Origin of the sequence: Acinetobacter sp. YH01020 (genome assembly GCF_013420275.1) — a bacterium.
GTDB classification, from domain to species: domain Bacteria; phylum Pseudomonadota; class Gammaproteobacteria; order Pseudomonadales; family Moraxellaceae; genus Acinetobacter; species Acinetobacter amyesii.
Map to the genome: position 1 here is coordinate 1 of NZ_VOYN01000040.1, position 23,610 is coordinate 23,610.

General features: G+C 43.1%; 20 protein-coding genes, 1 pseudogene and 1 riboswitch. Of the genes and pseudogenes, 17 read left to right on the forward strand and 4 right to left on the reverse strand.

What is annotated here, in order from left to right; all coding sequences use genetic code 11:
- Window positions 1-138, forward strand: a pseudogene (locus FTT85_RS13640) (ISNCY family transposase); the annotation flags it as partial.
- 37 nt (window positions 139-175) lie between these two features.
- Here the strand turns inward: FTT85_RS13640 and FTT85_RS13645 are convergent.
- Both FTT85_RS13645 and FTT85_RS13650 read right to left on the reverse strand, forming a co-directional pair.
- Window positions 176-379: a DUF3565 domain-containing protein gene (locus FTT85_RS13645; RefSeq protein WP_180049730.1), complete on the reverse strand. Its 204-nt coding sequence runs from the start codon at window positions 377-379 to the stop codon at window positions 176-178.
- Window positions 380-504: 125 nt separating this feature from the next.
- A complete protein-coding gene (locus FTT85_RS13650; RefSeq protein WP_373886893.1) occupies window positions 505-1,251 on the reverse strand; it encodes a GGDEF domain-containing protein in 747 nt (248 codons plus the stop codon).
- Between the two features lie 482 nt (window positions 1,252-1,733).
- Between FTT85_RS13650 and gshB the strand changes: the two genes are divergently transcribed.
- The 8 genes from gshB to lpxC all read left to right on the forward strand — a co-directional run bounded on the left by gshB (window position 1,734) and on the right by lpxC (window position 11,098).
- Entirely contained in the window at window positions 1,734-2,678 is a 945-nt protein-coding gene (gshB, locus tag FTT85_RS13655; protein ID WP_180109615.1) for a glutathione synthase, read from the forward strand.
- A 303-nt stretch (window positions 2,679-2,981) separates the two neighbouring features.
- Window positions 2,982-4,079 (forward strand): undecaprenyldiphospho-muramoylpentapeptide beta-N-acetylglucosaminyltransferase, encoded by a 1,098-nt coding sequence (gene murG / locus FTT85_RS13660; RefSeq protein WP_180170766.1) that lies wholly within the window; start codon window positions 2,982-2,984, stop codon window positions 4,077-4,079.
- A gap of 14 nt (window positions 4,080-4,093) precedes the next feature.
- Window positions 4,094-5,542 (forward strand): UDP-N-acetylmuramate--L-alanine ligase, encoded by a 1,449-nt coding sequence (gene murC, locus FTT85_RS13665; protein ID WP_078190576.1) that lies wholly within the window; start codon window positions 4,094-4,096, stop codon window positions 5,540-5,542.
- 59 nt (window positions 5,543-5,601) lie between these two features.
- Complete coding sequence (locus FTT85_RS13670) at window positions 5,602-6,531, forward strand: D-alanine--D-alanine ligase (protein WP_180164606.1); 930 nt, start codon at window positions 5,602-5,604, stop codon at window positions 6,529-6,531.
- 3 nt (window positions 6,532-6,534) lie between these two features.
- Window positions 6,535-7,389 (forward strand): cell division protein FtsQ/DivIB, encoded by an 855-nt coding sequence (locus FTT85_RS13675; RefSeq protein ID WP_078193218.1) that lies wholly within the window; start codon window positions 6,535-6,537, stop codon window positions 7,387-7,389.
- Between the two features lie 68 nt (window positions 7,390-7,457).
- Window positions 7,458-8,720, forward strand: coding sequence for a cell division protein FtsA (gene ftsA, locus FTT85_RS13680; RefSeq protein WP_078190573.1), 1,263 nt, complete (start codon window positions 7,458-7,460; stop codon window positions 8,718-8,720).
- Between the two features lie 159 nt (window positions 8,721-8,879).
- A complete protein-coding gene (ftsZ, locus tag FTT85_RS13685; protein WP_078193216.1) occupies window positions 8,880-10,070 on the forward strand; it encodes a cell division protein FtsZ in 1,191 nt (396 codons plus the stop codon).
- Between the two features lie 125 nt (window positions 10,071-10,195).
- On the forward strand, window positions 10,196-11,098 hold the full coding sequence (lpxC, locus tag FTT85_RS13690) for a UDP-3-O-acyl-N-acetylglucosamine deacetylase (protein ID WP_078193215.1): 903 nt from the start codon (window positions 10,196-10,198) through the stop codon (window positions 11,096-11,098).
- Between the two features lie 97 nt (window positions 11,099-11,195).
- Here the strand turns inward: lpxC and FTT85_RS13695 are convergent, their stop codons facing one another.
- Window positions 11,196-11,636 carry a DciA family protein gene (locus FTT85_RS13695; protein ID WP_111884464.1) on the reverse strand — a complete coding sequence of 147 codons (441 nt, stop codon included), beginning with the start codon at window positions 11,634-11,636 and terminating at the stop codon, window positions 11,196-11,198.
- A gap of 106 nt (window positions 11,637-11,742) precedes the next feature.
- Between FTT85_RS13695 and FTT85_RS13700 the strand changes: the two genes are divergently transcribed.
- The 3 genes from FTT85_RS13700 to FTT85_RS13710 all read left to right on the forward strand — a co-directional run bounded on the left by FTT85_RS13700 (window position 11,743) and on the right by FTT85_RS13710 (window position 17,392).
- Window positions 11,743-12,438 carry a M23 family metallopeptidase gene (locus FTT85_RS13700; RefSeq protein ID WP_180183776.1) on the forward strand — a complete coding sequence of 232 codons (696 nt, stop codon included), beginning with the start codon at window positions 11,743-11,745 and terminating at the stop codon, window positions 12,436-12,438.
- Between the two features lie 281 nt (window positions 12,439-12,719).
- Complete coding sequence (aceE, locus tag FTT85_RS13705; RefSeq protein WP_078190568.1) at window positions 12,720-15,422, forward strand: pyruvate dehydrogenase (acetyl-transferring), homodimeric type; 2,703 nt, start codon at window positions 12,720-12,722, stop codon at window positions 15,420-15,422.
- Window positions 15,423-15,424: 2 nt separating this feature from the next.
- Window positions 15,425-17,392 carry a 2-oxo acid dehydrogenase subunit E2 gene (locus FTT85_RS13710; protein WP_180183777.1) on the forward strand — a complete coding sequence of 656 codons (1,968 nt, stop codon included), beginning with the start codon at window positions 15,425-15,427 and terminating at the stop codon, window positions 17,390-17,392.
- A 48-nt stretch (window positions 17,393-17,440) separates the two neighbouring features.
- On the opposite strand, the gene FTT85_RS13715 is transcribed toward FTT85_RS13710, so the two are convergent.
- Window positions 17,441-18,163, reverse strand: a complete 723-nt coding sequence (locus tag FTT85_RS13715) for a methyltransferase type 11 (RefSeq protein WP_218955481.1) — start codon at window positions 18,161-18,163, stop codon at window positions 17,441-17,443.
- 43 nt (window positions 18,164-18,206) lie between these two features.
- Window positions 18,207-18,349, forward strand: a riboswitch (yybP-ykoY riboswitch).
- A gap of 74 nt (window positions 18,350-18,423) precedes the next feature.
- Between FTT85_RS13715 and FTT85_RS13720 the strand changes: the two genes are divergently transcribed.
- From FTT85_RS13720 to glmM, 5 genes are all read left to right on the forward strand, one after another.
- Window positions 18,424-19,002 carry a TMEM165/GDT1 family protein gene (locus FTT85_RS13720; protein WP_180041739.1) on the forward strand — a complete coding sequence of 193 codons (579 nt, stop codon included), beginning with the start codon at window positions 18,424-18,426 and terminating at the stop codon, window positions 19,000-19,002.
- A gap of 194 nt (window positions 19,003-19,196) precedes the next feature.
- The gene (locus FTT85_RS13725) at window positions 19,197-19,994 is read left to right on the forward strand and encodes an MBL fold metallo-hydrolase (RefSeq protein ID WP_078190564.1); all 798 of its coding nucleotides are present in this window, start codon (window positions 19,197-19,199) and stop codon (window positions 19,992-19,994) included.
- 98 nt (window positions 19,995-20,092) lie between these two features.
- Complete coding sequence (locus FTT85_RS13730) at window positions 20,093-20,458, forward strand: YkgJ family cysteine cluster protein (protein WP_180084433.1); 366 nt, start codon at window positions 20,093-20,095, stop codon at window positions 20,456-20,458.
- Window positions 20,459-20,678: 220 nt separating this feature from the next.
- Window positions 20,679-22,145 carry an IMP dehydrogenase gene (guaB, locus tag FTT85_RS13735; RefSeq protein ID WP_078190562.1) on the forward strand — a complete coding sequence of 489 codons (1,467 nt, stop codon included), beginning with the start codon at window positions 20,679-20,681 and terminating at the stop codon, window positions 22,143-22,145.
- A gap of 118 nt (window positions 22,146-22,263) precedes the next feature.
- A complete protein-coding gene (gene glmM, locus FTT85_RS13740; protein WP_111884469.1) occupies window positions 22,264-23,595 on the forward strand; it encodes a phosphoglucosamine mutase in 1,332 nt (443 codons plus the stop codon).
- Window positions 23,596-23,610 lie beyond the last annotated feature (15 nt).

The window sequence follows — 23,610 nt, forward strand, 5'->3', positions numbered from 1 at the left end:
GCCCATATTCAACAGCAGCATGAAGAACTAGAACAACAAAATAAACGCAATCGTTCTCAAAAGATGCCAAGCAGACGTGCACAGAAAACAGCAATTCAAGAACGAAATCTAAATCCTGTGCTTGACTCTTGTAGTTAAAAACAGGACATTTTAAATGGTTTATCGCATAGACATTTTAATTGGTGAATAACATCTCTTCATCACACTTCTTACATTCCAACATTACCCCTAACTTTTCTTTCCGTCCTTGCTCAGTGATAACCCAAGGACGGTTTTGCCATGGAGGATCATGGCGGACATGCTGTGTATGACCACAAGCTAAAATGGCATACCAATGATTTTCATCATCCAAGGCAAAATCAACAATGGCTTGCTGCATATTAAACACCTATCTAAATTAAAATGATGCTGAAAAGGGAAAAGAGTTCATGTTGAGCAATCACAACGGCTTGAATATCGAATTGCAAAATAGACTGTGAAATTTGGTTTATTTCTGGCGCACACTTAGGCCGCGACAATTCTATTTTTCCCGCCATGTTTAGCTTTATACAGCGCTAGATCAGCACGTTGAATTGTATCTTCGTAGGTGCAATCTTCAGGCATGATGGTTGTCACTCCTATGCTCACGGTGACATGCGCGTTATCTATTGAAAACCGACTTAATTCTTTTCTGGAATGTTCATGAATCCGTTTGGCAAACTGGATGGCCTGCTCGCAGCCCGTGTTGGGCAAGGCGACCACAAACTCATCTCCACCTAAGCGGCAGGCGCAATCGGTCTTACGCAGCGTTAAACGAAGAATATCTGCGACTGCTCGGATTGCCTCATCACCAACATGATGGCCTTTGCTGTCGTTGATCTTTTTGAGGTTATCAAGATCGAACATCAAGATCGAGGTCTGTATGGAATGCCGTAGGTATGATTCATAATGTAATGCTAAGTCATGCTCTAATTTTCTTCGGTTGAAAAGACCGGTTAACTGATCTGTATGGCTGAGTTCTTTCAGCTTGATTTCCAGGTTGTGACGCGCTGAAATATTACTTGCGACCCAAAGTACAACGTCTTCTTCATCTACCGAAAAACTGAGAGCTTGGATGCGCACCTCAAACCAAATGGACTCTTCAGGACCATAATCGGGCAGACCTTTTACATCCCTATTGCTCAATTCGTACTCTTCGATGAGTAGATTTCCTGACGCTAGAGCTTGGTCGATCAATTGCATAAAAAAGTTGGCTTTATCTGGCTTGATCACATCTGAAATATAGGTACCAACAAGACCGGAACCATCGTGGTAATAACGATTATCGCGCCCGCCAAAAACTGCAACGTATTTTCCACTACGTTATATGACAAATGCAGGGTCTGGTAAAGCATCAAGAATGATAGCCATCTGCTCAATGTTGATCATCAATGAATTCTATTTTTTTTATTTACAATAATTAACACAATATCTAAAAAAAATAAAAAATCACGTATTTTTTAACCAAAAATAGGGCTAAGTATATTTGGAAGTAATTAAACAGGTAGCAATGCTTTGGTATTTATTTACACAGACCTATCACATGATGTTATTAAAGCTTATTTCCATTATTGAGATAAAGCCGATGATAGAAATGTTTTGAATTATCGCCTGCATCACACGAATCCATACATACACATGCAAAATCAGAATAAACAAAAGAAAAATCTCGGCTATACTCGTTCATAAATTGATAATGAACAGAGCACTGAATAATGCGTGTACTTGTTGTGATGGATCCCATCGAAAATGTAAACCTAAAAAAAGATACCTCAATGGCGATGCTATGGGCAGCAGCACGTCGTGGACATGAGCTAGGCTATGCATTACAGCAAGATTTATATATCGATCACGGCAAAGCCTTTGGTTTGATTTCACCGCTAAAAGTTTTTGAAGACTACAATCACTATTTTGAACTCGGCGAAAAACAAAAAGAATCCATTGCTGCTTATGACGTAGTTTTGATGCGTAAAGATCCTCCGTTTGACATGAACTTTGTCTACACCACCTATATTTTGGAACAGGCTGAACGCGAAGGCGCATGGATTATTAACAAGCCACAAAGCCTACGTGACTGCAATGAAAAATTGTTTGCGACGCAATTCCCTGAACTTCAAGTACCGACCTTGGTGACCTCGCAGCAAAGCCTGATTCGTGAATTTTTGCACGAACACGGCGATGTGATCGTGAAACCATTAGATGGCATGGGCGGTATGGGCATTTTCCGTTTATACCAAGATGGCGTTAATATTGGTTCAACCATTGAAATCCTGACCAATAACGGCACACAGCCGATTATGGCGCAGAGATACATCCCTGAAATTGTGGATGGCGACAAGCGCATCTTGATGATCAATGGCGAGCCCGTGCCGTATTGTTTGGCGCGTATTCCGCAAAATGGCGAAGTGCGTGGCAACTTGGCGGCAGGTGGTTTGGGCGAGGCGCGTCCATTGACCGAAAATGATAAAGCCATTGCAGCCAAAGTTGGGCCATTCCTTCGTGAAAAAGGGTTAGTGTTTGTCGGTCTGGATGTGATTGGTAATTACGTGACTGAAATTAATGTCACCAGTCCAACCTGCGTACGTGAAATTGATGCGCAATTTGGCACCTCGATTGCCGATGATTTATTCGATGTCCTTGAGGCAGGTTTAAAAGCTTAATTTTGCACTAGATTTAAAAGAGTCCTCCACGGGCTCTTTTTTTGTCCTGCCCTCAGGGGAGGGGAGCTTAAAAAGCAAAAAAAATGTAAGTGAATGCAATTAAAGTGAAAAATTGTCTGATTTTTTTTCAATTCTCATAGATTAATAATAAAACTAGTTTAAACTTTTAAAATAGTAGAAAAAAACAATCATACGCCTGTTGAAAAAAAGTAAATTACCTTTCACGGTCATGCGTTTGTGATTACAATTGTTTGCTTAAAATCGAATATCATTAGCCTCTTTTTAGAATTGAAGAATTAGACAGTGACCGAAGTAACGCAAGTAAAGCCGAAACATGTCATGATGATGGCTGCCGGAACCGGTGGTCACGTCTTTCCAGCGCTCGCTGTTGCCAAAGAGTTGCAACAACAAGGCTGTGAAGTTTCTTGGCTCGCAACGCCAACAGGCATGGAAAATCGCCTGCTTAAAAATCATAATATTCCAATTTATCAAATTGATATCCAAGGCGTACGCGGCAATGGAGTCGTGCGTAAGCTGATGGCACCGTTTAAAATTCTCAAAGCTACTTTGAGTGCCATGCGTTATATGAAACAACTCGAAGTTGATGCAGTTGCAGGCTTTGGGGGTTACGTGGCTGGACCGGGTGGTTTGGCGGCTCGTGCATTGGGTATTCCGGTTATTATCCATGAACAAAATGCTGTGGCAGGTTTTACCAATACGCAATTATCGCGTGTGGCGAAAACGGTGTGTCAGGCATTTCCAAATACTTTTCCAGCTCAAGATAAAATCGTGACCACAGGCAATCCTGTACGGAAGGAAATTACAGAAATTTTAAATCCGTCATGGCGTTACCAAGAGCGTGAAAAAGCTGGGTTGCCATTACGGGTTTTAATTGTAGGTGGCTCACTGGGCGCACGTGCCTTAAATGAATGTGTGCCGGCTGCTTTGCAGCAATTAGAACAGCCCCTCAGTGTATATCATCAGTGTGGTCAAAATAATGCTGAAAGCACATTGGCTCGTTATGCAAATGCACCTGAACATATGCAAGTTGAAGTTCAGCCGTTTATTGAAGATATGGCAGCAGCCTATTCTGCAGCGGATTTGATTATCTGCCGTGCTGGTGCGCTAACCGTCACTGAAATTGCGACAGCGGGTGTAGCAGCCGTGTTTGTTCCTCTGCCAAGTGCAGTGGATGACCATCAAACTGCAAATGCCGGATTCTTGGCCAATATCAATGCCGCAAAAATTTGCCCACAAGCGGACATGACCGCAGAAAGTTTAACAGCGTTGTTGAAGCCGCTGATGAATCGCCAACGACTTATGGAAATGGCGGTTAAGGCTCGACAACAGGCACAACCCGATGCGACACAGCACGTGGTTGGTTTAATTCAAGATTTGTAAAATTCGAGTAATCTATGTCTCCATCAACGCCTGCCGATCAAGCGAAAAAGCTCATTAAAGTGCCAGAAATGCGCCGTATTAAACACATCCATTTTATTGGGATTGGTGGTGCGGGCATGTGCGGTATTGCCGAAGTATTGAAAAACCAAGGCTATAAAGTTTCAGGTTCAGATATTAAAGCGTCGAAAACTACGGCTCAGCTTGAAGAAAACGGCATTCAAGTTTTCATCGGTCATGCTGCTGAAAATATTCAAGGCGCCAATGTAATCGTGGTATCAACAGCCATTGATTCTGAAAACCCAGAAGTGAAAGCGGCGATTGAAACCCGTACACCTGTTGTACGTCGTGCAGAAATGTTGGGTGAATTAATGCGTTACCGTCATGGTATTGCCGTTGCTGGGACGCATGGTAAAACCACGACAACCAGTCTTGTGACCTGCATGTTGGCAGAAGAAAATCTGGATCCAACTTATGTCATTGGTGGTTTGTTAAATCGTACTGGTGTGAATGCTGCATTGGGTGCAAGTCGTTATATCGTGGCAGAAGCGGACGAGTCAGATGCGTCATTCCTGCATTTACAGCCGATGGCAACGATTGTCACTAATATCGACGCGGACCATATGGATACCTATGGCGGTAGCTTCGATGTATTGAAAGATACCTTCGTACAATTCTTACAGCGCCTTCCATTTTACGGTTTAGCTGTGATGTGTGGTGATGATGCCAACATCCGTGAAATTATGCCGCGTATTGGTCGTCCTGTCGTGACGTATGGTTTCAATGAAGACAACGACATTCGTGCCGTTGATGTGGCTCAAGAAGGCATGCAATCACACTTTACAGTTTTGCGTAAAGACCGTGAGCCGTTACGTTTAACCATTAACTTGCCGGGTCTGCATAATATCTTAAATGCCTTGGCAGCGATTGGTATTGCAACGGATGAAGGCGTTTCTGATGCTGCGATTGCGCGTGCCTTAGAAAGCTTCAGTGGCGTAGGTCGCCGTTTCCAAGTACAAGGCGAATTTGAAGTTGAAGATGGCTTGGTGAAATTGGTCGATGACTATGGTCACCATCCAAAAGAAGTGGAAGCGACCATTAAAGCGGCACGTGCAAGTCATCCAGATCGTCGTTTGGTGATGATGTTCCAACCGCACCGTTTTAGCCGTACGCGTGACTGTTTTGATGACTTCGTCGATGTCTTGTCACAAGTCGATCAACTGTTGTTATTAGAAGTTTATCCTGCGGGTGAAAAACCAATTGTGGGTGCGGATAGTCGTGCATTGGCTCGAAGCATTCGTCTACGTGGTGAAGTTGAGCCGATTCTTATCGATCCAGTAGAAGGCAACTTACAAGCAGTAATGAAAAAAGTGTTACAAGCAAATGACTTGTTATTAACACAGGGCGCAGGTAATGTTGGAGCAATCTCAATCGAACTTGCTCAAAACAATCTCTATGTAAAATGATTACCGCTTGGTGATCCAAAGTTTGTTTAGACCGTAGATAAAAGTTTAAGGATATAAACGTGTCAAATGCTTCAAAATTCGGCAAAGTTGCCGTGTTATTAGGTGGGAAATCTGCCGAACGTGAGGTTTCTCTCGATAGTGGTAAAGCTGTACTTGAAGCATTGGTGCGTTCGGGTGTAAATGCCGAAGCATTCGATCCGCAGCAACGCAGTGTGACTGAGTTGGTAGCTTATGACCGTGCATTTATCGTACTTCATGGCCGTGGTGGTGAAGATGGTCAAATTCAGGGTACTTTGGAATGGTTAAACATTCCGTACACTGGAACGGGCGTTCAAGGCTCAGCGATTGGTATGGATAAAGTCAAAACTAAACAAGTTTGGCAAGGTTCAGAACTACCGACAGCACCTTATCGTATTGTCAGCAAAGATTCAAATTTACAAGAAATTGTAGATTCAATTGGTTTGCCATTTATTATCAAGCCGGTGCATGAAGGTTCAAGCATTGGTATGAGCAAAGTTGAAAAAATTGAAGACTTTGCAACCGCAATTGCAAAAGCGACCCAGCATGATGCAGTCGTGATGGCTGAAAAATGGATTACCGGACGTGAATTTACCATTGTGATTTTAAATGGTCAGGCATTACCGGTGATTCGTTTAGAACCGCCTGCAGATGTGGCTTTTTATGATTACGAAGCGAAATATAACCGTAACGATGTGCAATATGGTATTCCATGTGGCTTGACTGAAGATGAAGAAAAGCGTCTACAAGCTTTATCTTTACGTGCTTTCCAAGCGGTAGGTGCGAGTGGTTGGGGCCGTATTGACGCGATGCAAGATGCAGACGGAAACTTCTGGTTACTTGAGGTAAATACCGTTCCGGGTATGACCAGTCATTCTCTAGTACCAAAAGCAGCCAATGCCGTAGGTTATAGTTTTGATGATCTTTGTGTCGCAATTTTGGAACAAACCCTGACAGGTGCGGCACACTAAATTATGGCTCAACTTCCTGCGTCTATGCGCCGTAAACGTGCAGCAACGACATCGATACATGACAAACCACCGACACGTAAGGAAAAACTTACCAATGTGGGTGGATGGCTGTTGTTGTTTATTGCATGTGTGGTTTTGATTGCCGGAATTTGGGGGCTATATAAAGTCATGACGGATGCACGTGTGGCTGAACTTGATGTGGTGGGTGTGCGGAGCGCCCAAGAAAAACAACAAGTCATATCATACGTTTCACCGATGATGACTGAAAACTATTTTACCTCTGATTTACGTGTCATTCGTGACCGTACTTTAGAAATCTCTTGGGTCGATCGCGTGGTGGTATCGCGTGCTTGGCCAAATGCAATTCGTGTACGGGTGATGCCGCGTCAAGCGATTGCACGTTGGGGAACTGGGCGACTGTTAAGCGATAGTGGTGATGTATTTGCCGAATTAACCCCGACCAATCATCAGAATTTGCCGTTATTGCATGGGCCGACGAGTCAGTCCAAAATGATGATGCGTCGCTATAATGAAATTAATCAATTATTTATTCCTGTTGGCATTCGTTTAAAAGAATTATATTTAACCGAACGAATGACTTGGTTTATGCAGTTTGATTCAGGCTTACGCGTGATTGTCGATCAAGATCAGACCATGAGTAAGTTGCAGCGTTTAAGTTATCTCGCACACAGTGACTTAAAACCTGTATGGCCACGAATTTCTGCCATCGATTTGCGCTACCGAAATGGTTTAGCGATTCAATGGAAAAACTCTGTGCCAGCAAAGTCGGTAAATGGTCAGTTTGTTGTAACCAGTGATGACATAGGCATTGCGAATGCAGCGCCGGTAAAGCCATAATGATCGGCTTTATAAGTAGAGGCTTTAAGCCATAAATTAAACAAACATGTGAATGGTAGTAGTAAATAATGAATGAAGCTGTTCCCTCGGTTGTTGCGATTGACATTGGGACACACAAAGTTTCAGTTTTGATTGGTAAGGTACACGCGCCAGACAATATCCAAGTGGTAGGGATGGCGACCGCTCGTAACCGCGGCATGAATAAAGGGAAAATTGTCAGTCTCGATAAAGTTGTTACCGCAATTAAAAATGCAGTGCAGGAAGCGGAAGATATGGCGGAATGTCGTGTACATTCTGCGTGGATTTCCATTCCAAGTGCTGAACTAAAAAGTTTTTATGCCTCTGGTCGCACTCCAATTGAAAATAATGACCATGCGATTACCACCAATGAAGTGGTGCGTGCATTAGAACTGGCCAAAGCCAGTCATTTAACGTCTGACCACTATTTGGTGAGTGCTGTACCTTTAGGTTTTGAACTAGATGATGAACCTGAGTGGGTATTAAACCCGATTCGCATGTCAGCACGGAGTATGACAGGGCATTATCATTTGATGATGTTGCCCATCAGCACCATGCAGAATTTGGATCGTGCATTAAAAGGCGCCAATATTGGTGTTGAACGCATGGTCATTTCATCATTAGCAACAGCTGAAGCCAGTTTGCTTAAAGATGAAAAAGAATATGGTGTGTGCTTGGTCGATATTGGTGCAGGTACGACCAATATCGCGGTGTATTTAGATGGTCGCTTGGCGATGACACATACCTTGCAACGTGGCGGTGAGCATGTAACACGTGATATTGCTGCTGTATTGCAAACCACAACAGAAGAAGCGGAACGCATTAAGCTGTTGTATGGTTGTGTCGACCTGAAAGTGGTTAAACCTGAAAGTATGATTCAGTTCCAAGGGATTGATGGTCCACAAACCATTAGCCGTATTGAACTGACCGAAATCATTATTGCGCGCTATGAAGAAATCTTTAATCAAGTGCGTAATGAATTGGTCGATCATGGTGCAATTCATGGTTTATACCATGGTGTTGTACTCACAGGTGATGCCTGCCAAATTGAAGGAATGGTGACATTTGCACGCCGGATTTTAGGTGTCTCTGCACATTTAGGTAATCCACCTATGCAAGTGTATGCCGATGATCAACAGCAAGCAGCTTTACGTCGTTCACAATACGCGACTGCCGCAGGTCTGTTAATTTTCAGTCAAAGCGAAACACAAGATACGATCGTTGAGCCAGAAGATACGGAAAAACTTTCAGTATTGAATCGGGTAAAACGGGCATGGTCGGGCTTCAATGACACCTTGAAGTCGATCTTTTAAGTTGAAATATTTGGGAATATTGTTGGGAAGTTGTACGGATTATTGCTTGTACTTGACAAGCTGGAACTTGGACAGCATTCTAAAAAACAATTTTTATTAAGATCAAGGCAGTATACGGGCTGAAGTGTCTGCCAATTATGGATTAGGAATTTTTTAGGCATGGCCTCATTTGAATTTTTAGAAGATGATCAAAGCGACAGCAACGGTCAAGCCCGTTTCACAGTATTCGGTGTAGGTGGTGCTGGCGGTAACGCTGTGCAACACATGTTGGAATCAGATATCGAGGGTGTGAAATTTGTTTGTGCCAATACAGACAAACAAGCACTCGATCGCATGAATGCACAATTTAAAATCCAACTGGGTGAGCAAAGTACCCGTGGTTTGGGTGCAGGTGCAAATCCACAAGTGGGTCAAACTGCTGCTGAAGAAAGCCGTGAGTTGATTCGCCAACACCTTGAAGGAACGGACATGGTGTTCGTGACTGCAGGTATGGGTGGTGGTACAGGTACAGGTGCTGCGCCAGTTGTTGCTGAAATTGCCAAAGAAATGGGTATCTTAACGGTAGGTGTGGTGACGACTCCGTTTAACTTTGAAGGTAAACGTCGTCAGCAATCTGCTGAGAAAGGTATCGAAGCACTTGAGCAACATGTTGATTCTCTGATTATTATTCCGAACCAACGTCTACTTAAAGTATTCCGCGATATTTCAATGAAAGATGCTTACAAAAAAGCAGACGACGTACTGTTAAATGCTGTACGTAGTATCTTTGATCTTGTCGTGCGTCCGGGTCATATCAACCTTGACTTCGCCGATTTGAAAACTGCAATGAGTACTCGTGGTTATGCAATGATGGGCGCAGGTTCTGGTCGTGGTGAAAACCGTGCACGTCAAGCAGCTGAACAAGCGATCCGTAGCCCATTGTTAGATAACGTGACCATCATGAATGCAAAAGGCATTTTGATTAACGTTACAGGTGGTGATGACGTAACCTTCGGTGAAATTGAAGAAATCACTGATGTGGTGAACCAAATTGTGGATCTTGATGAAGGTCAAGTATTCTACGGTACGGTATTTGATCCAGATGCACGTGATGAAATTAGCGTAACGGTGATCGCAACGGGTTTAACTCGTAATTCTGCCGATTCTGCTGAGCCAGTGAAACGCCCTGTCGCACAAGCAACGCGTACAGTCGCTTCTGCACAAGTACCTGTAGATGAAGATGATGTGCCAGCGATTCAACGTCAGCACAATGAAGCAGCAGCTCCAGCTGCAGCAGCGGCGTCAGCATCCAATTCACGCCCTACGCCAATGAGTATTCAAGACTATTTGAAAAATCAGCAACGTAAATAACATAAATTCAATGACTTAAATGTCTGTTGATTACAAAAGGTAGCTGATCAGCTACCTTTTTGTTTTTTATCAATGGCTAAATATGCTAACGTATAGCGGTTTTGTGAACTGATGATAGAAGACACATGTTGAAACAACGTACCCTGAAACGCATCGTGAAAGCGAGTGGCATCGGACTGCATAGTGGGCAAAAAGTGATGATTAACTTTGTGCCACATCATGCCGATGGGGGGATTGTGTTTCGTCGTATCGACTTAAATCCACCGATTGATATTCCAGCCGATGCTATGCTGATTCAAGAAGCATTCATGTGTTCTAACTTGGTGCAAGAAAATGCCAAGGTGGGTACAATTGAGCACATTATGAGTGCGATTGCTGGTTTAGGGATTGATAACCTGATCGTGGAAGTGTCGGCGTCTGAAGTGCCAATTATGGATGGGAGTGCCGGCCCGTTCATTTATTTGCTTATGCAAGGTGAACTACAAGAACAAAATGCACCTAAAAAATTCATAAAAATACGCAAACCTGTCGAAGCACTGATCGATGATAAACGTGCTGCCTTCCAACCGCATGATGGTTTCCAATTAAATTTTACGATTGATTTTGACCATCCTGCATTTAAGAAAGAATTTCAGTCGGCAACTATCGACTTTTCAACCGAAACTTTTGTTTATGAAGTCAGTGAAGCGCGGACTTTTGGCTTTATGAAAGATTTGGATTACCTCAAAGCCAATAATTTGGCTTTAGGGGCAAGTCTCGAAAATGCCATTGGCGTAGATGATAATGGTGTGGTCAATGAAGAAGGTTTACGCTTCTCAGATGAGTTTGTTCGTCACAAAATATTAGATGCCGTGGGTGATTTATATTTGCTCGGTCATCAAATTATTGCGAAATATGATGCCTATAAGTCAGGTCATGCATTAAATAATCAGTTATTACGCAATGTCAAAAGTGATCCAGACAGCTATGAAATTGTAACATTTGATGACATTAAAGATTGCCCAATTAGTTATGTGAATGTGACATAAGTCATTGTCTTATAATAGTGATGTTATATTGTATCATTTGTAAGTGTTAAGTCTGTCACATTCTGAATATTCAAATTTATCTGTTACAACTCGGTGGTTACTTTTTATTGCTTGCCAAACGCAGCATTGCTTGGCTAAGCTTAGGGTCGCTCACAAAGTCAGCAGCATTACGGAGTAAATCCTGAGTTTCTGTACTGAGGGTTCTTGAAATTTTTTCAGGGGAATGGGGCGTTGGAGACGGAGTTCTCAGACGAACTTGAATCTTGTGTAAATCCTTGAATTCGTATATTTGTGATAACTGTGCAATATATTGCTTTTGTAAATAGGCCAACTGACTTATCAGTGCCTGATTTTCACCAGTTAATATAAGTACACCGTTTATATAACAAACGACTTGCCATTGATCCGGTTGGGGTAATAGCGGTTGGACAATTTTCGTAAGCTTCTGCCATGCAGCAACTTGCGTTGAGAGAAACGAAAAGTTTCCTGTTTTTATGTGTTTTCTTGTTGGTTGAAAGACGTTGACAGGTTCTGACATACATATTTCCTACATGTTTATGTCTTAATCTTATGCGCTCCTTTTGGCTGATATCAAGGACGAAATCACACAAGGAACAAAAGAGAACAGTTTATAGAGGTTTTTTATGCATTTACGACGTATTTTATTGGCGTTTTCATTGGTTGCTTCGGCCGCTTCAGTCGCTTTTGCAGATTTAGTTGAATTAAATCAAGCAGATTCATCATCAGATCGTATTGAACAGTTAACTCGCACTTTGTCTCAAGGTGCTTACTCTGAAAGCAATGATATTGATATTCCAGCAGAAACAAAGTTGAATGTTAAAATTCGTGAAAAATCAATTGAACTCAACAATGCGACAATCGCAAAAAAATACGGTTCAAGCAATTCCTCTAAAAACTATTCAGCAAGTTCAAATAATCCATATTCATGGTTAATTGCCCACCCACTTCCAGACATGAAGCGTGTAAGTTCAAACTATGGTGGTCGTACCATGGGTGGCCGTGCAGAAAATCATTCAGGTTTAGATCTTTCTGCGGCTAGTGGCACACCTATTTATGCAACGGGTCCAGGCATTGTAACAAAGTCAGGTTGGGGCACAGGTTATGGTCAATATGTTGAAATTAACCATGGTAATGGTTACCTGACACGTTATGCACATGCATCACGCTTAATTGCACGTGTAGGCGACCGTGTTGCTGCGGGTGAGCATATTGCTAACGTTGGTTGTACTGGTCGTTGTACTGGCCCACATTTACATTACGAAGTAGTGAAAGATGGTCAACGTAAAAACCCATCAACGTATTTAGCGATGTTACCATAAGCACATATAACATCTATATACGAAGCCATTGTCTGAACCTCTACAGACAATGGCTTTTTTATTTATCGCTAATAACTATAAAATTATCATTTTAAAAAATCTTGTCTGTTTGAAAAATGGCGAAAATTGACCCAAAAATGTAAATTTGTGTAATTGTTAATCAATGAGTATTTAGTAAATAAATAACAGAGCTATTTCGTATTCATTTGTGGCGATAACTGAGCCTAGCCAAAATATGGTACTAATAGAGCCATATATTTAGCACATAGGATAGGTGAAGTATGGCGTTTTATGGCGATACAGATGCGCAAGAAACCCAAGAATGGCAGGACGCATTTGATTCAGTTTTACAGCACATGGGAACTGACCGCGCTGCATTTTTGCTTGAAAAACTCTATCAACAAGCGATTGCTAAGCACGTTCCCATTCAGCGACTAAATACTCCTTACTTAAATACCATTTCAGTTGAAGAACAACCGCCTATGCCGGGTGATTCGGATATGGAGCGCCGTATTCGTGCGCTGATCCGCTGGAATGCCTTAGCGATGGTACTGCGTGCCAATAAAACCGGTGATGACTTAGGTGGTCACTTGGCAAGTTTTGCATCATCTGCAACTTTATATGACGTGGGCTTTAACCACTTCTTCCGTGCCAATAGTGACAGCTTTGGCGGTGACATGATCTATTATCAAGGTCACTGTGCACCCGGTATCTATGCACGTTCGTTCTTAGAAGGTCGTTTGACTGAAGAGCACTTAAATAATTTCCGTCGTGAAGTTGGCGGTAAAGGTTTGCCTTCATACCCACATCCATACTTGATGCCAGATTATTGGCAGTTCCCAACCGTATCGATGGGTCTAGGCCCGATCATGTCGATCTATCAAGCACACATTCAAAAGTACTTGATGAACCGTGGCCTGATCAAAGAAGAAAATCGTAAAGTTTGGGCTTACCTCGGTGATGGTGAGATGGATGAGCCTGAAAGTACAGGTGCCATTTCACTTGCAGGTCGTGAAAAGCTCGACAACCTAATTTGGGTCGTGAACTGTAACTTACAGCGTCTAGATGGCCCAGTTCGTGGTAACGGTAAAATTATTCAAGAACTTGAATCATTGTTCCGTGGTGCAGGCTGGCGGGTGATTAAAGTGGTATGGGGTCGTCATTGGGATCCACTACTGGCAAAAGATGATACAGGTGCCTTAAAAGCGGTGATGGAAGAGGCGGTTGATGGTGACTTCCAGCGCTATCAAGTGAAAGGTGGTGCGTATACGCGTGCGCATTTCTTTGGTAAATATCCTGAAGCTGAAGAGTTGGTTCGCAACTTAAGCGATGAAGATATTGATAACCTGAACCGTGGTGGTCATGACCCGTACAAAGTGTATGCGGCGTATGCAGAAGCAATGAAGGCCAATGGTCAGCCAACTGTAATCCTAGCGAAAACAGTCAAAGGTTATGGTTTGTCGGAAGAGATTGAAGCAGTCAACAAGACGCATCAAATCAAGAAAATGCAGCTTGAGTCGTTGAAATACGTGCGTAACCGTTTCAACTTGCCATTTACCGATGAACAGCTTGAAGAAGTGCCATTCTATCGTCCGAGCGAAAACTCGCCTGAATTGAAATACATGAAGGCGCGTCGTGAGGCATTGGGTGGTTATTTACCTGCACGTCGTAAAGAAAGCGAGCAGCTGGCGATTCCTGAATTGTCTGTGTTTGATGCGGTACTCAAAGGCAGTGGCGGTAAAGAGCAATCGACGACTATGTTGATGGTGCGTTTGATTTCATCATTATTGAAAGAAAAAGCCATTAAAGACCGTGTCGTGCCAATCGTGCCAGATGAAGCGCGTACTTTTGGTTTGGAAGGTATGTTTCGTCAGTTGGGAATCTATGCTGCGCATGGTCAAAAATATACCCCTGAAGACCAAGAACAGTTGATGCACTATCGTGAAGCCAAAGATGGTCACATGTTACAAGAAGGGATTAACGAAGCGGGTGCGATGAGTGCTTGGGCTGCGTTAGGAACCAGTTATTCAACCAATAACTTGCCAATGATTCCGATGTATATGTACTACTCGATGTTCGGTTTCCAGCGTATTGGCGATATTGCATGGGCTGCAGGTGATGCACAGGCGCAAGGTTTCTTGCTCGGTGCAACTGCGGGTCGTACAACACTGAACGGTGAAGGTTTACAGCACCAAGATGGTCATTCACATATCTTGGCAAATACGATTCCAAACTGTATTTCTTATGACCCATGTTTTGGTTATGAGTTGGCAGTAATCGTACATGACGGTTTAAAACGCATGTACGTGAACCAAGAGCGCGTGTTCTATTACTTAACAGTAATGAATGAAAACTACGAACACCCTGCTATTCCTGAAGGTGCTGAAGAAGGCATTAAACGTGGTATGTATCTCTTCGAAGAAGATGAGAAGGCAACGGTTCAGTTGATGGGTTCAGGTGTGATTCTGCGCGAAGTGATTAAAGCGGCGAAAATCCTTCGTGATGAATATCAAATTCATTCAAACGTATGGAGCGTCACTAGCTTTAACGAATTAGCTCGTGATGGTATGGCGTGTGAAGAATACAACCGCTTACATCCGTTGGCTGAAGATACGAAAGAAGCTTGGGTCTCTCAATTACTTCGTGAAAAAGACGGTATTGTGGTATCGGCAACTGATCACATGCGTGCTTATAGCGAACAAATCCGTGCCTATCTTCCAGACAATCGTCCGTTCGTTGCATTAGGTACAGATGGTTATGGTCGTTCAGATACACGTGGCAACTTACGTAGCTACTTTGGTGTCGATGCCGCACATATTGTGGTAGCAACATTGAAAAAACTCGCGGATGAAGGCGAAGTTGATGCACGTTTAGTTAAAGATGCCATCTCAAGCTTTGAACTAGATACTGACCGTCCAGTGGCATGGGCTCCGCAGGAAACGCCGGAACTGCATGCTGTGGCTGACTACAAAGAGGAGAACTAATCATGCAAATTACGACTCCTGATATTGGTGTAGATAAAGCAACGGTCGCTGAGATTTTAGTGAAAGTCGGCGACACCATTAGCGTCGATGACAGCATTGTGTTGTTAGAGTCTGATAAAGCCTCTGTTGAAGTGCCCAGCACTTCGGCAGGCGTGGTGAAAAGCATTGCAGTTAATCTGGGTGACAGTGTTGCTGAAGGTGCTGTGCTGATCGAGTTGGAAGCAGAAGGTCAAAGTGCTGCTACCGTTGAGCCAGTACAAAATGCAACTGAAGACCAAGCAGCAGAACCAACACCGGTTGTGGAAGCAGAACAATCTGCAGCAGCACCTGTTGCAGCCAATGCTCCTCAGTCGCAAAGTGTCGATGTGCAAGTCCCTGATATTGGCGTAGAGAAAGCTACGGTGAGTGAGATTTTGGTCTCTGTTGGTGATGAGATTGATGTTGATCAAAGCATTATCGTGGTGGAATCAGATAAAGCGACAGTCGAAGTCCCAAGTACTGTATCAGGCCGTGTCGAATCGATCACGATCAGTGCTGGCGATGTGGTGAAAGAAGGCGTAGTGATTTTAACGGTAAAAACGGCGGCTTCATCTGCTGCTGTTGAATCGGCTCCTGTGCAAGAAACTGCACAGCCTGTTGTTGCAGCAACACTAGCGTCGTCTACGGCTGCGGCGTCTGGACCTGTTGAAATTGCAGTGCCTGACTTAGGTGTTGATAAAGCAGCAGTGGCTGAAATTTTAGTCGCTGTGGGTGATGTGGTTGAAAAAGACCAAAGCATCATCGTGGTGGAATCAGACAAAGCAACGGTAGAAGTGCCAAGCTCTACAGCTGGTAAAATCACCGCGGTTCATGTTCAGTTAGGGCAAAGTGTCTCTGAAGGCGTCGCTTTAGTGACGATTGAAGCCGAAGGTCAAGCTGTTGCAGCACCCGCGCCAGCAGCGAAACCTGCTCCAGCTGTAGCACAGCCTGCGACAGTTGCTCCAAAAGCTGAAAGCAAAGTTGAAACAGCACCGCAACCACAAGGCGCAGATAAGCTCACCAAAGAGCAAAATGCTGCCAATGCCAAAGTGTATGCAGGACCTGCCGTTCGTAAGCTTGCACGTGAATTGGGTGTGGTTTTGGCAGAAGTCAAAGCATCGGGCCCGCATGAGCGTTTAATGAAAGAAGATTTGTTCGCTTATGTGAAAACCCGTTTGACCACTCCGCAAGCTGCACCTGCAGCTCAAGCTGTGGCACAGGTTTCAGGTTTGCCGAAGTTGCCAAGTTTTGATGCTTTTGGTGGTGTCGAAGAGAAAGTTTTGACGCGTTTACAACAAGTGTCGATCCCGCAATTGTCTTTAAACAACTTTATCCCGCAAGTGACACAATTCGATGCTGCGGATATTACCGATCTTGAAGCTTGGCGTAATGATTTAAAAGCTAACTTTAAGAAAGAAGGTATTGGCTTAACCATTATGGCTTTCATCATCAAAGCAGTGGCTTATTTGTTGAAAGAAGAGCGTGAATTTGCAGGTCATTTGTCTGATGATGGCAAGTCAGTATTGTTACGCAATGAAATCCATATGGGGATTGCCGTTGCAACGCCTGATGGTTTGACTGTGCCTGTACTGCGTAATCCAGATCAAAAATCCATTAAGCAGATTGCAATTGAGTTGGGTGAGCTGAGTCAAAAAGCACGTGACAAAAAATTGTCGCCGAAAGATTTACAAGGTGCGAACTTTACCATTACCAGTCTGGGTTCAATTGGTGGCACGGCATTTACACCGTTGGTCAACTGGCCACAGGTGGCGATTTTGGGTATTTCACCTGCAACCATGCAGCCAGTATGGAATGGTGAAAGCTTTGATCCACGTTTGATGCTGCCGCTGTCATTGTCATACGATCACCGTGTGATTAATGGAGCGGACGCTGCACGTTTTGCCAATAAACTGACGAAGCTGCTCAAAGATATCCGAACTTTATTGATCTAATCTGACCTGTTTAAGTTTCAAAATGAACCCTGCTTTGGCAGGGTTTTTTTATGGCGTGGTGGTGGACTGACAAAGCCAATCAGGAAGTTCAATGGGTGAAGGGTAGAGCTTTAATGCCGAGTTTGCGTTGAGGTTATAGGTGAGTGGAAGCGTACGATGTGGCTGCGCCGTCGACCAAAGCTTATGTCGTAAATGTTCAAAGCGTTGGAAGTCTTTTAAAAATAAACCCCAAAACTTTTCATAATGCCCCAGTTCTTGCACATGTTGATGTTGATACGCATGTGTTTGGCCCTGTTGGTGCTGGAAGTCATAGCCCATCAGCCAAATACGCTGCGGTTGAAAGAGATGTGCGAGTGAATAGGCTTGAAGGCCGCAATTATTACCATAAACAAAGTACGGTGAATGAAATAACTCCGCTTGCGTATCGATGCGCACGGTTTTAAAGTTAATCACTTCATGTTCAGGATATGGACGGTTGTGACCTAAACCACATCCGCTAATGATCTCACCTCGAAAGGATGCTTTGAGCATGGGTTGATAGTGTAACCACCACGCATAATCTGAATGATGGGCAATTTGAGCCTGAGGAAGTTGAAGAAAACTTTGATTACAGCAAATGATTAGCAGCTTTTTTGAGGGCTGAATGGTGGTTAAGTCAAAACTGAGCTGAGATGGACCACCTGCAATAATTAATACATCCTGCACATGTATATAGTGTTGAATAAATTCTTGAAATTTTTGATTATTGTTTTGCATATCAAATTGAGTCATCGAAAATTAAAATTGCGAAAACATGCATTCCTCGCTAGAATAACATTACTTCATTGGGGAGTAGCCGCTTTTTACGCAAAGTAAAAAGGTGATGGTCAACATATTTGCTCTAAAACGAGCATGGTCATCATAGCAAAGAACCAAATGAGCTCTTCGTAGCTTTCTTTTGTTGGCAAGACCTTTGATTTATCACTCTGCACATTGGCTAGCAGGAGGGATAAGTCATCGGTATATGTTTTTGCTAGCCAGAGAAATGCACCATGTTAACCGCTTTCTTCATTTCCCTTGCTGTTGTTGCCCTGTCAGAAATGGGCGATAAAACACAATTACTTGCTTTACTGCTTGCTGCACGTTTTCGTAAACCCGTTCCGATCTTAATTGCAATTTTCCTCGCGACTGTGGTGAACCACGGGGTTTCTGCTGTGTTGGGTCAATGGATTACCACTGTTTTAAGTCCAACCGTTTTATTGTGGATCGTTTCTCTGGGCTTTATTGCTATGGCGGTGTGGATGTTGATCCCCGATCAATTGGATGATGAATCTGAAAGTATCAATAAGTGGCAAAAATATGGGGTTTTCACCGCCACTTTCGTTTTGTTCTTCTTGGCTGAAATTGGAGATAAAACCCAAATTGCCACTGTTGCACTGGCTGCACGCTTTGACAGTATTGGCTGGGTGACTTTGGGGACGACGCTAGGCATCATGTTAGTTAATGCGCCAGCGGTATTTATTGGGAACAAGCTAGCTGAAAAACTACCGATTTCACTGATTCATAAAATTGGCGCCCTAGTATTCTTGGTGATTGGTTTGGCTGCGTTGGCACAACACTATTTATTTTAAATAATGATCTCACCATATTAAAAATACATGAAATCCTGAGTTAAAAACTCAGGATTCTTTGCCAATAAATGAGACCCAATTCACTGATATTTCAGATAATATTGACTGAATATTTATTGTAAGTTTCCCTAAATAAATATATGTTATTCACCTATAGAATATATATTTTTTGATAAAAAATTTGGGGAATGGGAATGGCTTTCGAACGCACAACATCACAGGTACTTTATGATGATGGAAAGCATAAATGTATTAGCTTTACCAGTTTGGTAAAAGGCGAGGGCGTACAGGCGAACCAGTTCCTGATTTTGGATAATGAGCGCGCAGCGGTGCTTGATCCAGGTGGTGACTTGACTTATGTCCCACTGACTATGGAACTGAATAAATATACCCGTTTGACCAATCTTGACTATGTGATGGCCTCGCATCAGGACCCAGACATTATTACCTCGATGCCACGTTGGTTGGTTTATACTGACGCCAAAGTGGTGGCATCTAAGCTGTGGGCGCGTTTCTTACCGCATTTAAACTCTGCATTTATGAGTGACCGGATGAAAGGCAACTGGTTGGATCGTCTGATCGAACTGCCAGATCATGGGCAGGTGATTCCATTAGGCAACAGCCATTTGGTGGCTGTTCCTGCACACTTCCTACATTCGGTTGGTAACTTCCAATTTTATGACCCGATTGCCAAAATTTTATTCTCAGGGGATATGGGCGCATCTATGGTGGATGATGCCTCTAAACCTTTAGAAAATTTTGCCGCTCATATTCCTAAAATGAAAGGCTTCCATCAGCGCTATATGTGTTCAAACAAAGTGATCCGTCTGTGGGTCAACATGGTACGGACGATGGATGTGGAAATGATCGTACCGCAGCACGGGACGCCATTTATTGGTAAAGAACAGATCAATCAATTCTTAGATTGGATCGAAACCTTACAATGTGGTGTCGATTTAATGGATGAGACAGTTTTTACTTGCCCAGTATAATGACTTGAAAATTTCAAAAAACAATTGAGTTTGCAGATAACATTTTTTAGTATTTTTCGTTCATAAAATAAGCTTTTAGATGACGAGAATAGATAAAAATGTTGTCTCAAATACCGACTCAGGATGCATGTTTAAGGTGTGGAGCATGTTGTGCCCACTATCGCGTTTCTTTTTATTGGGCAGAAGGGCTAAATATGCCTGAACATTATACGGAACCTGTGACATCGGTGTATTCATGTATGGTGGGTACGAATCAGGCAAATCCACGTTGTATTGCTTTGGGTGGAGAAGTAGGCAAACAGGTGAGTTGTAACATGTATGAGGCACGTAGTTCATCTTGTAAAGAAGTTCAAATCGCCGATGAGCAATGTAATAAAGCACGCATCGCGCATCAAATGATTCCATTGATCAGTATTCCACTGCATGACGCTGAAAATGACGAAGATTTCGATCAAGTCAGTTAAGGCTTTATTTCCAGAATAAATTTATTGAAATCTAAGAGGTAGAATCTTCGGATTCTGCCTGTATTGAACAAGTTGCTGACTAACCCTCAGTGTATTCTTGCTGAAAACAGCATATTCGATGGTTAATATTGAAAACTCTGTAAAGAATTGCCGCAATTAAAATGAAAATTGAACGGAAATTTGTATATAATGGCTCACGGAAATTACCAGCGAGACTGTTATGTTGACCATCGTTCAAGAAGCCCTAACCTTTGATGATGTCTTATTACTCCCTGCCTATTCTACTGTTCTCCCAAAAGATGTCTCTCTTAAGACACGTTTCACACGTGGCATCAATTTGAATATTCCACTTGTTTCTGCTGCAATGGATACTGTGACTGAATCACGTATGGCGATTGCAATGGCGCAAAACGGTGGTATCGGTATCCTGCATAAAAACATGGATATTGCTGCACAAGCTGCAGAAGTTCGCCGCGTGAAAAAATTTGAAGCAGGTATGGTGAAAGACCCAATTACCGTTACACCAGAAACGACTGTACGTGAGCTGATTGCTTTAACTCAAGCAAATAATATCAGCGGTGTACCAGTGGTGAAAGACGGTCAAGTGGTGGGTATTGTTACTGGTCGTGACACTCGTTTTGAAACCAATCTTGAGCAACCTGTTAGTAACATCATGACAGGCCATGATCGTTTGGTGACTGTTCGTGAAAACGAATCAAAAGAAAATATCCAAGCATTACTTCAAAAACACCGTATTGAAAAAGTCCTTGTTGTAAATGACAACAACGAACTGAAAGGTTTAATCACGGTTACTGATTTCCGTAAAGCTGAAAACTATCCAAACAGCTGCAAAGATGACTTAGGTCGTTTACGCGTTGGTGCTGCAGTTGGTACAGGTGCAGAAACACCAAGCCGTGTAGAAGCATTGGTAGAAGCGGGTGTTGATGCGATTGTTGTTGATACTGCACATGGTCACTCTGCAGGTGTAATTGAACGTGTACGTTGGGTTAAAGCCAACTATCCACAAGTTCAAGTGATTGGCGGTAACATCGCGACTGGTGATGCAGCTCTTGCATTATTAGATGCTGGCGCAGATGCAGTGAAAGTGGGTATTGGCCCAGGTTCAATCTGTACTACACGTATCGTTGCTGGTATTGGTATGCCGCAAATCTCTGCGATTGACAGCGTTGCCAATGCACTGAAAGACCAAATTCCATTGATCGCAGACGGTGGTATCCGTTTCTCTGGTGATATGGCAAAAGCGATTGGTGCAGGTGCGAGTACCATCATGGTAGGTTCATTGATGGCGGGTACTGAAGAAGCACCAGGCGAAGTTGAATTCTTCCAAGGTCGTTACTACAAAGCTTATCGTGGTATGGGTTCATTGGGTGCGATGGCAGGTGCAACAGGTTCTGCTGACCGTTATTTCCAAGACTCAAAAGCCGGTGCTGAAAAACTTGTACCAGAAGGTATTGAAGGTCGCGTACCGTACAAAGGCCCAATGGGTAACATCGTTCATCAAATGATGGGTGGTTTACGTTCATCTATGGGTTATACCGGTTCTGCGGTGATCGATGACTTACGTAAAAATGCACAGTTTGTCAAAATTACTGCGGCAGGTATGTCTGAATCTCACGTACATGACGTGACTATTACTAAAGAAGCACCAAACTACCGTGTTGGTTGATATTTAGTAGCTTTTAGCCGAAAAGGCCGTCATTAATATGACGGCCTTTTTGTTTTTGGTGTAAAGTATTTACAGTAAAAAGTGATGATTAAGATCACCATTAAGAAGTGAGTACAACATGAGTTATTTTGGTACAGATGGCATTCGTGGCAAATTCGGTGAATTGCCTATTACCCCTGAATTTGCATTAAAACTAGGATTTGCCGCAGGTAAAGTATTAAAACAATACAGTAAAAAAGCAAAGCCCATCGTTGTACTAGGTAAAGATACCCGATTATCGGGCTATATTTTAGAGTCAGCATTACAAGCCGGTTTAAACGCAGCAGGTGTTTATGTTCACTTGTTGGGTCCATTACCTACACCCGCAATTGCCCATTTAACCCGTGCATTACATGCCAGCTTAGGCATCGTGATCTCGGCGTCGCATAATCCGTATTTTGATAATGGCATTAAGTTCTTCTCGAGCGAAGGTAAAAAATTGCCGGATGAAATTCAAGAAGCCATAAACAAAGAACTTGAAAATGACTTGGTGATCGAAGACCCTGCAAACTTAGGTAAAAGTGTGCGTGTAAAAGATGCCAATGGTCGTTATATCGAGTTTTGTAAATCAACCTTCCCGTACCATTTTGACCTGACAGGCTTAAAAATTGTGGTGGACTGTGCCAATGGTGCAGCCTATAGCGTCGGTCCTTCGGTATATCGTGAACTCGGTGCAAAAGTAATTGCGCTGTTTAACGAACCGGATGGTTTGAATATCAATAAAGACTGTGGTTCGACGCATCCTGAGTTTTTACAAAAAGCAGTTGTTGAACATCAGGCGGATTTAGGGATTGCCTTTGACGGTGATGCTGACCGCGTGATTATGGTCGATAAAAACGGTCAGCAAATTACTGGTGACCATATTCTCTATATTTTAGCCACTCAAGCGAGTCAAAAACCTGCGGGTATCGTGGGTACCGTGATGAGCAATATGGCGCTTGAAATTGCTTTAGATCAAGCGAAAGTGCCGTTGCTTCGTGCCAAAGTTGGTGACCGCTATGTATTACAAGGCCTCGAAGAAAAGGGTTGGGTAACGGGTGGTGAGCCATCAGGTCATATCTTGACTTTGGACAAGAGCACCACAGGTGATGCGATCATTGCTTCACTTCAGGTGTTAACAGTGATGGTTGAGCAAGGTAAAGCTTTACATGAATTAGTGGAAGGTTTTGAATTATTGCCAAACGTATTAGTGAATGTACGCCTTGCAGCGATGTTTGACCCGTATGCTGTACCAGCTTTGGTGTCTGAATTTGAAAAAGCTGAAGCTCAGCTTAAAGGGCGTGGTCGCATCTTGATTCGTAAATCAGGCACAGAACCGGTCATTCGTGTCATGGTTGAAGGTAATGACCTTGAAGAAGTCACCGCGTTGGCAAATCATTTGGCCGATGCTGTTCGTGCCAATGCAGCTTAAATCAAGAGGGGAAAT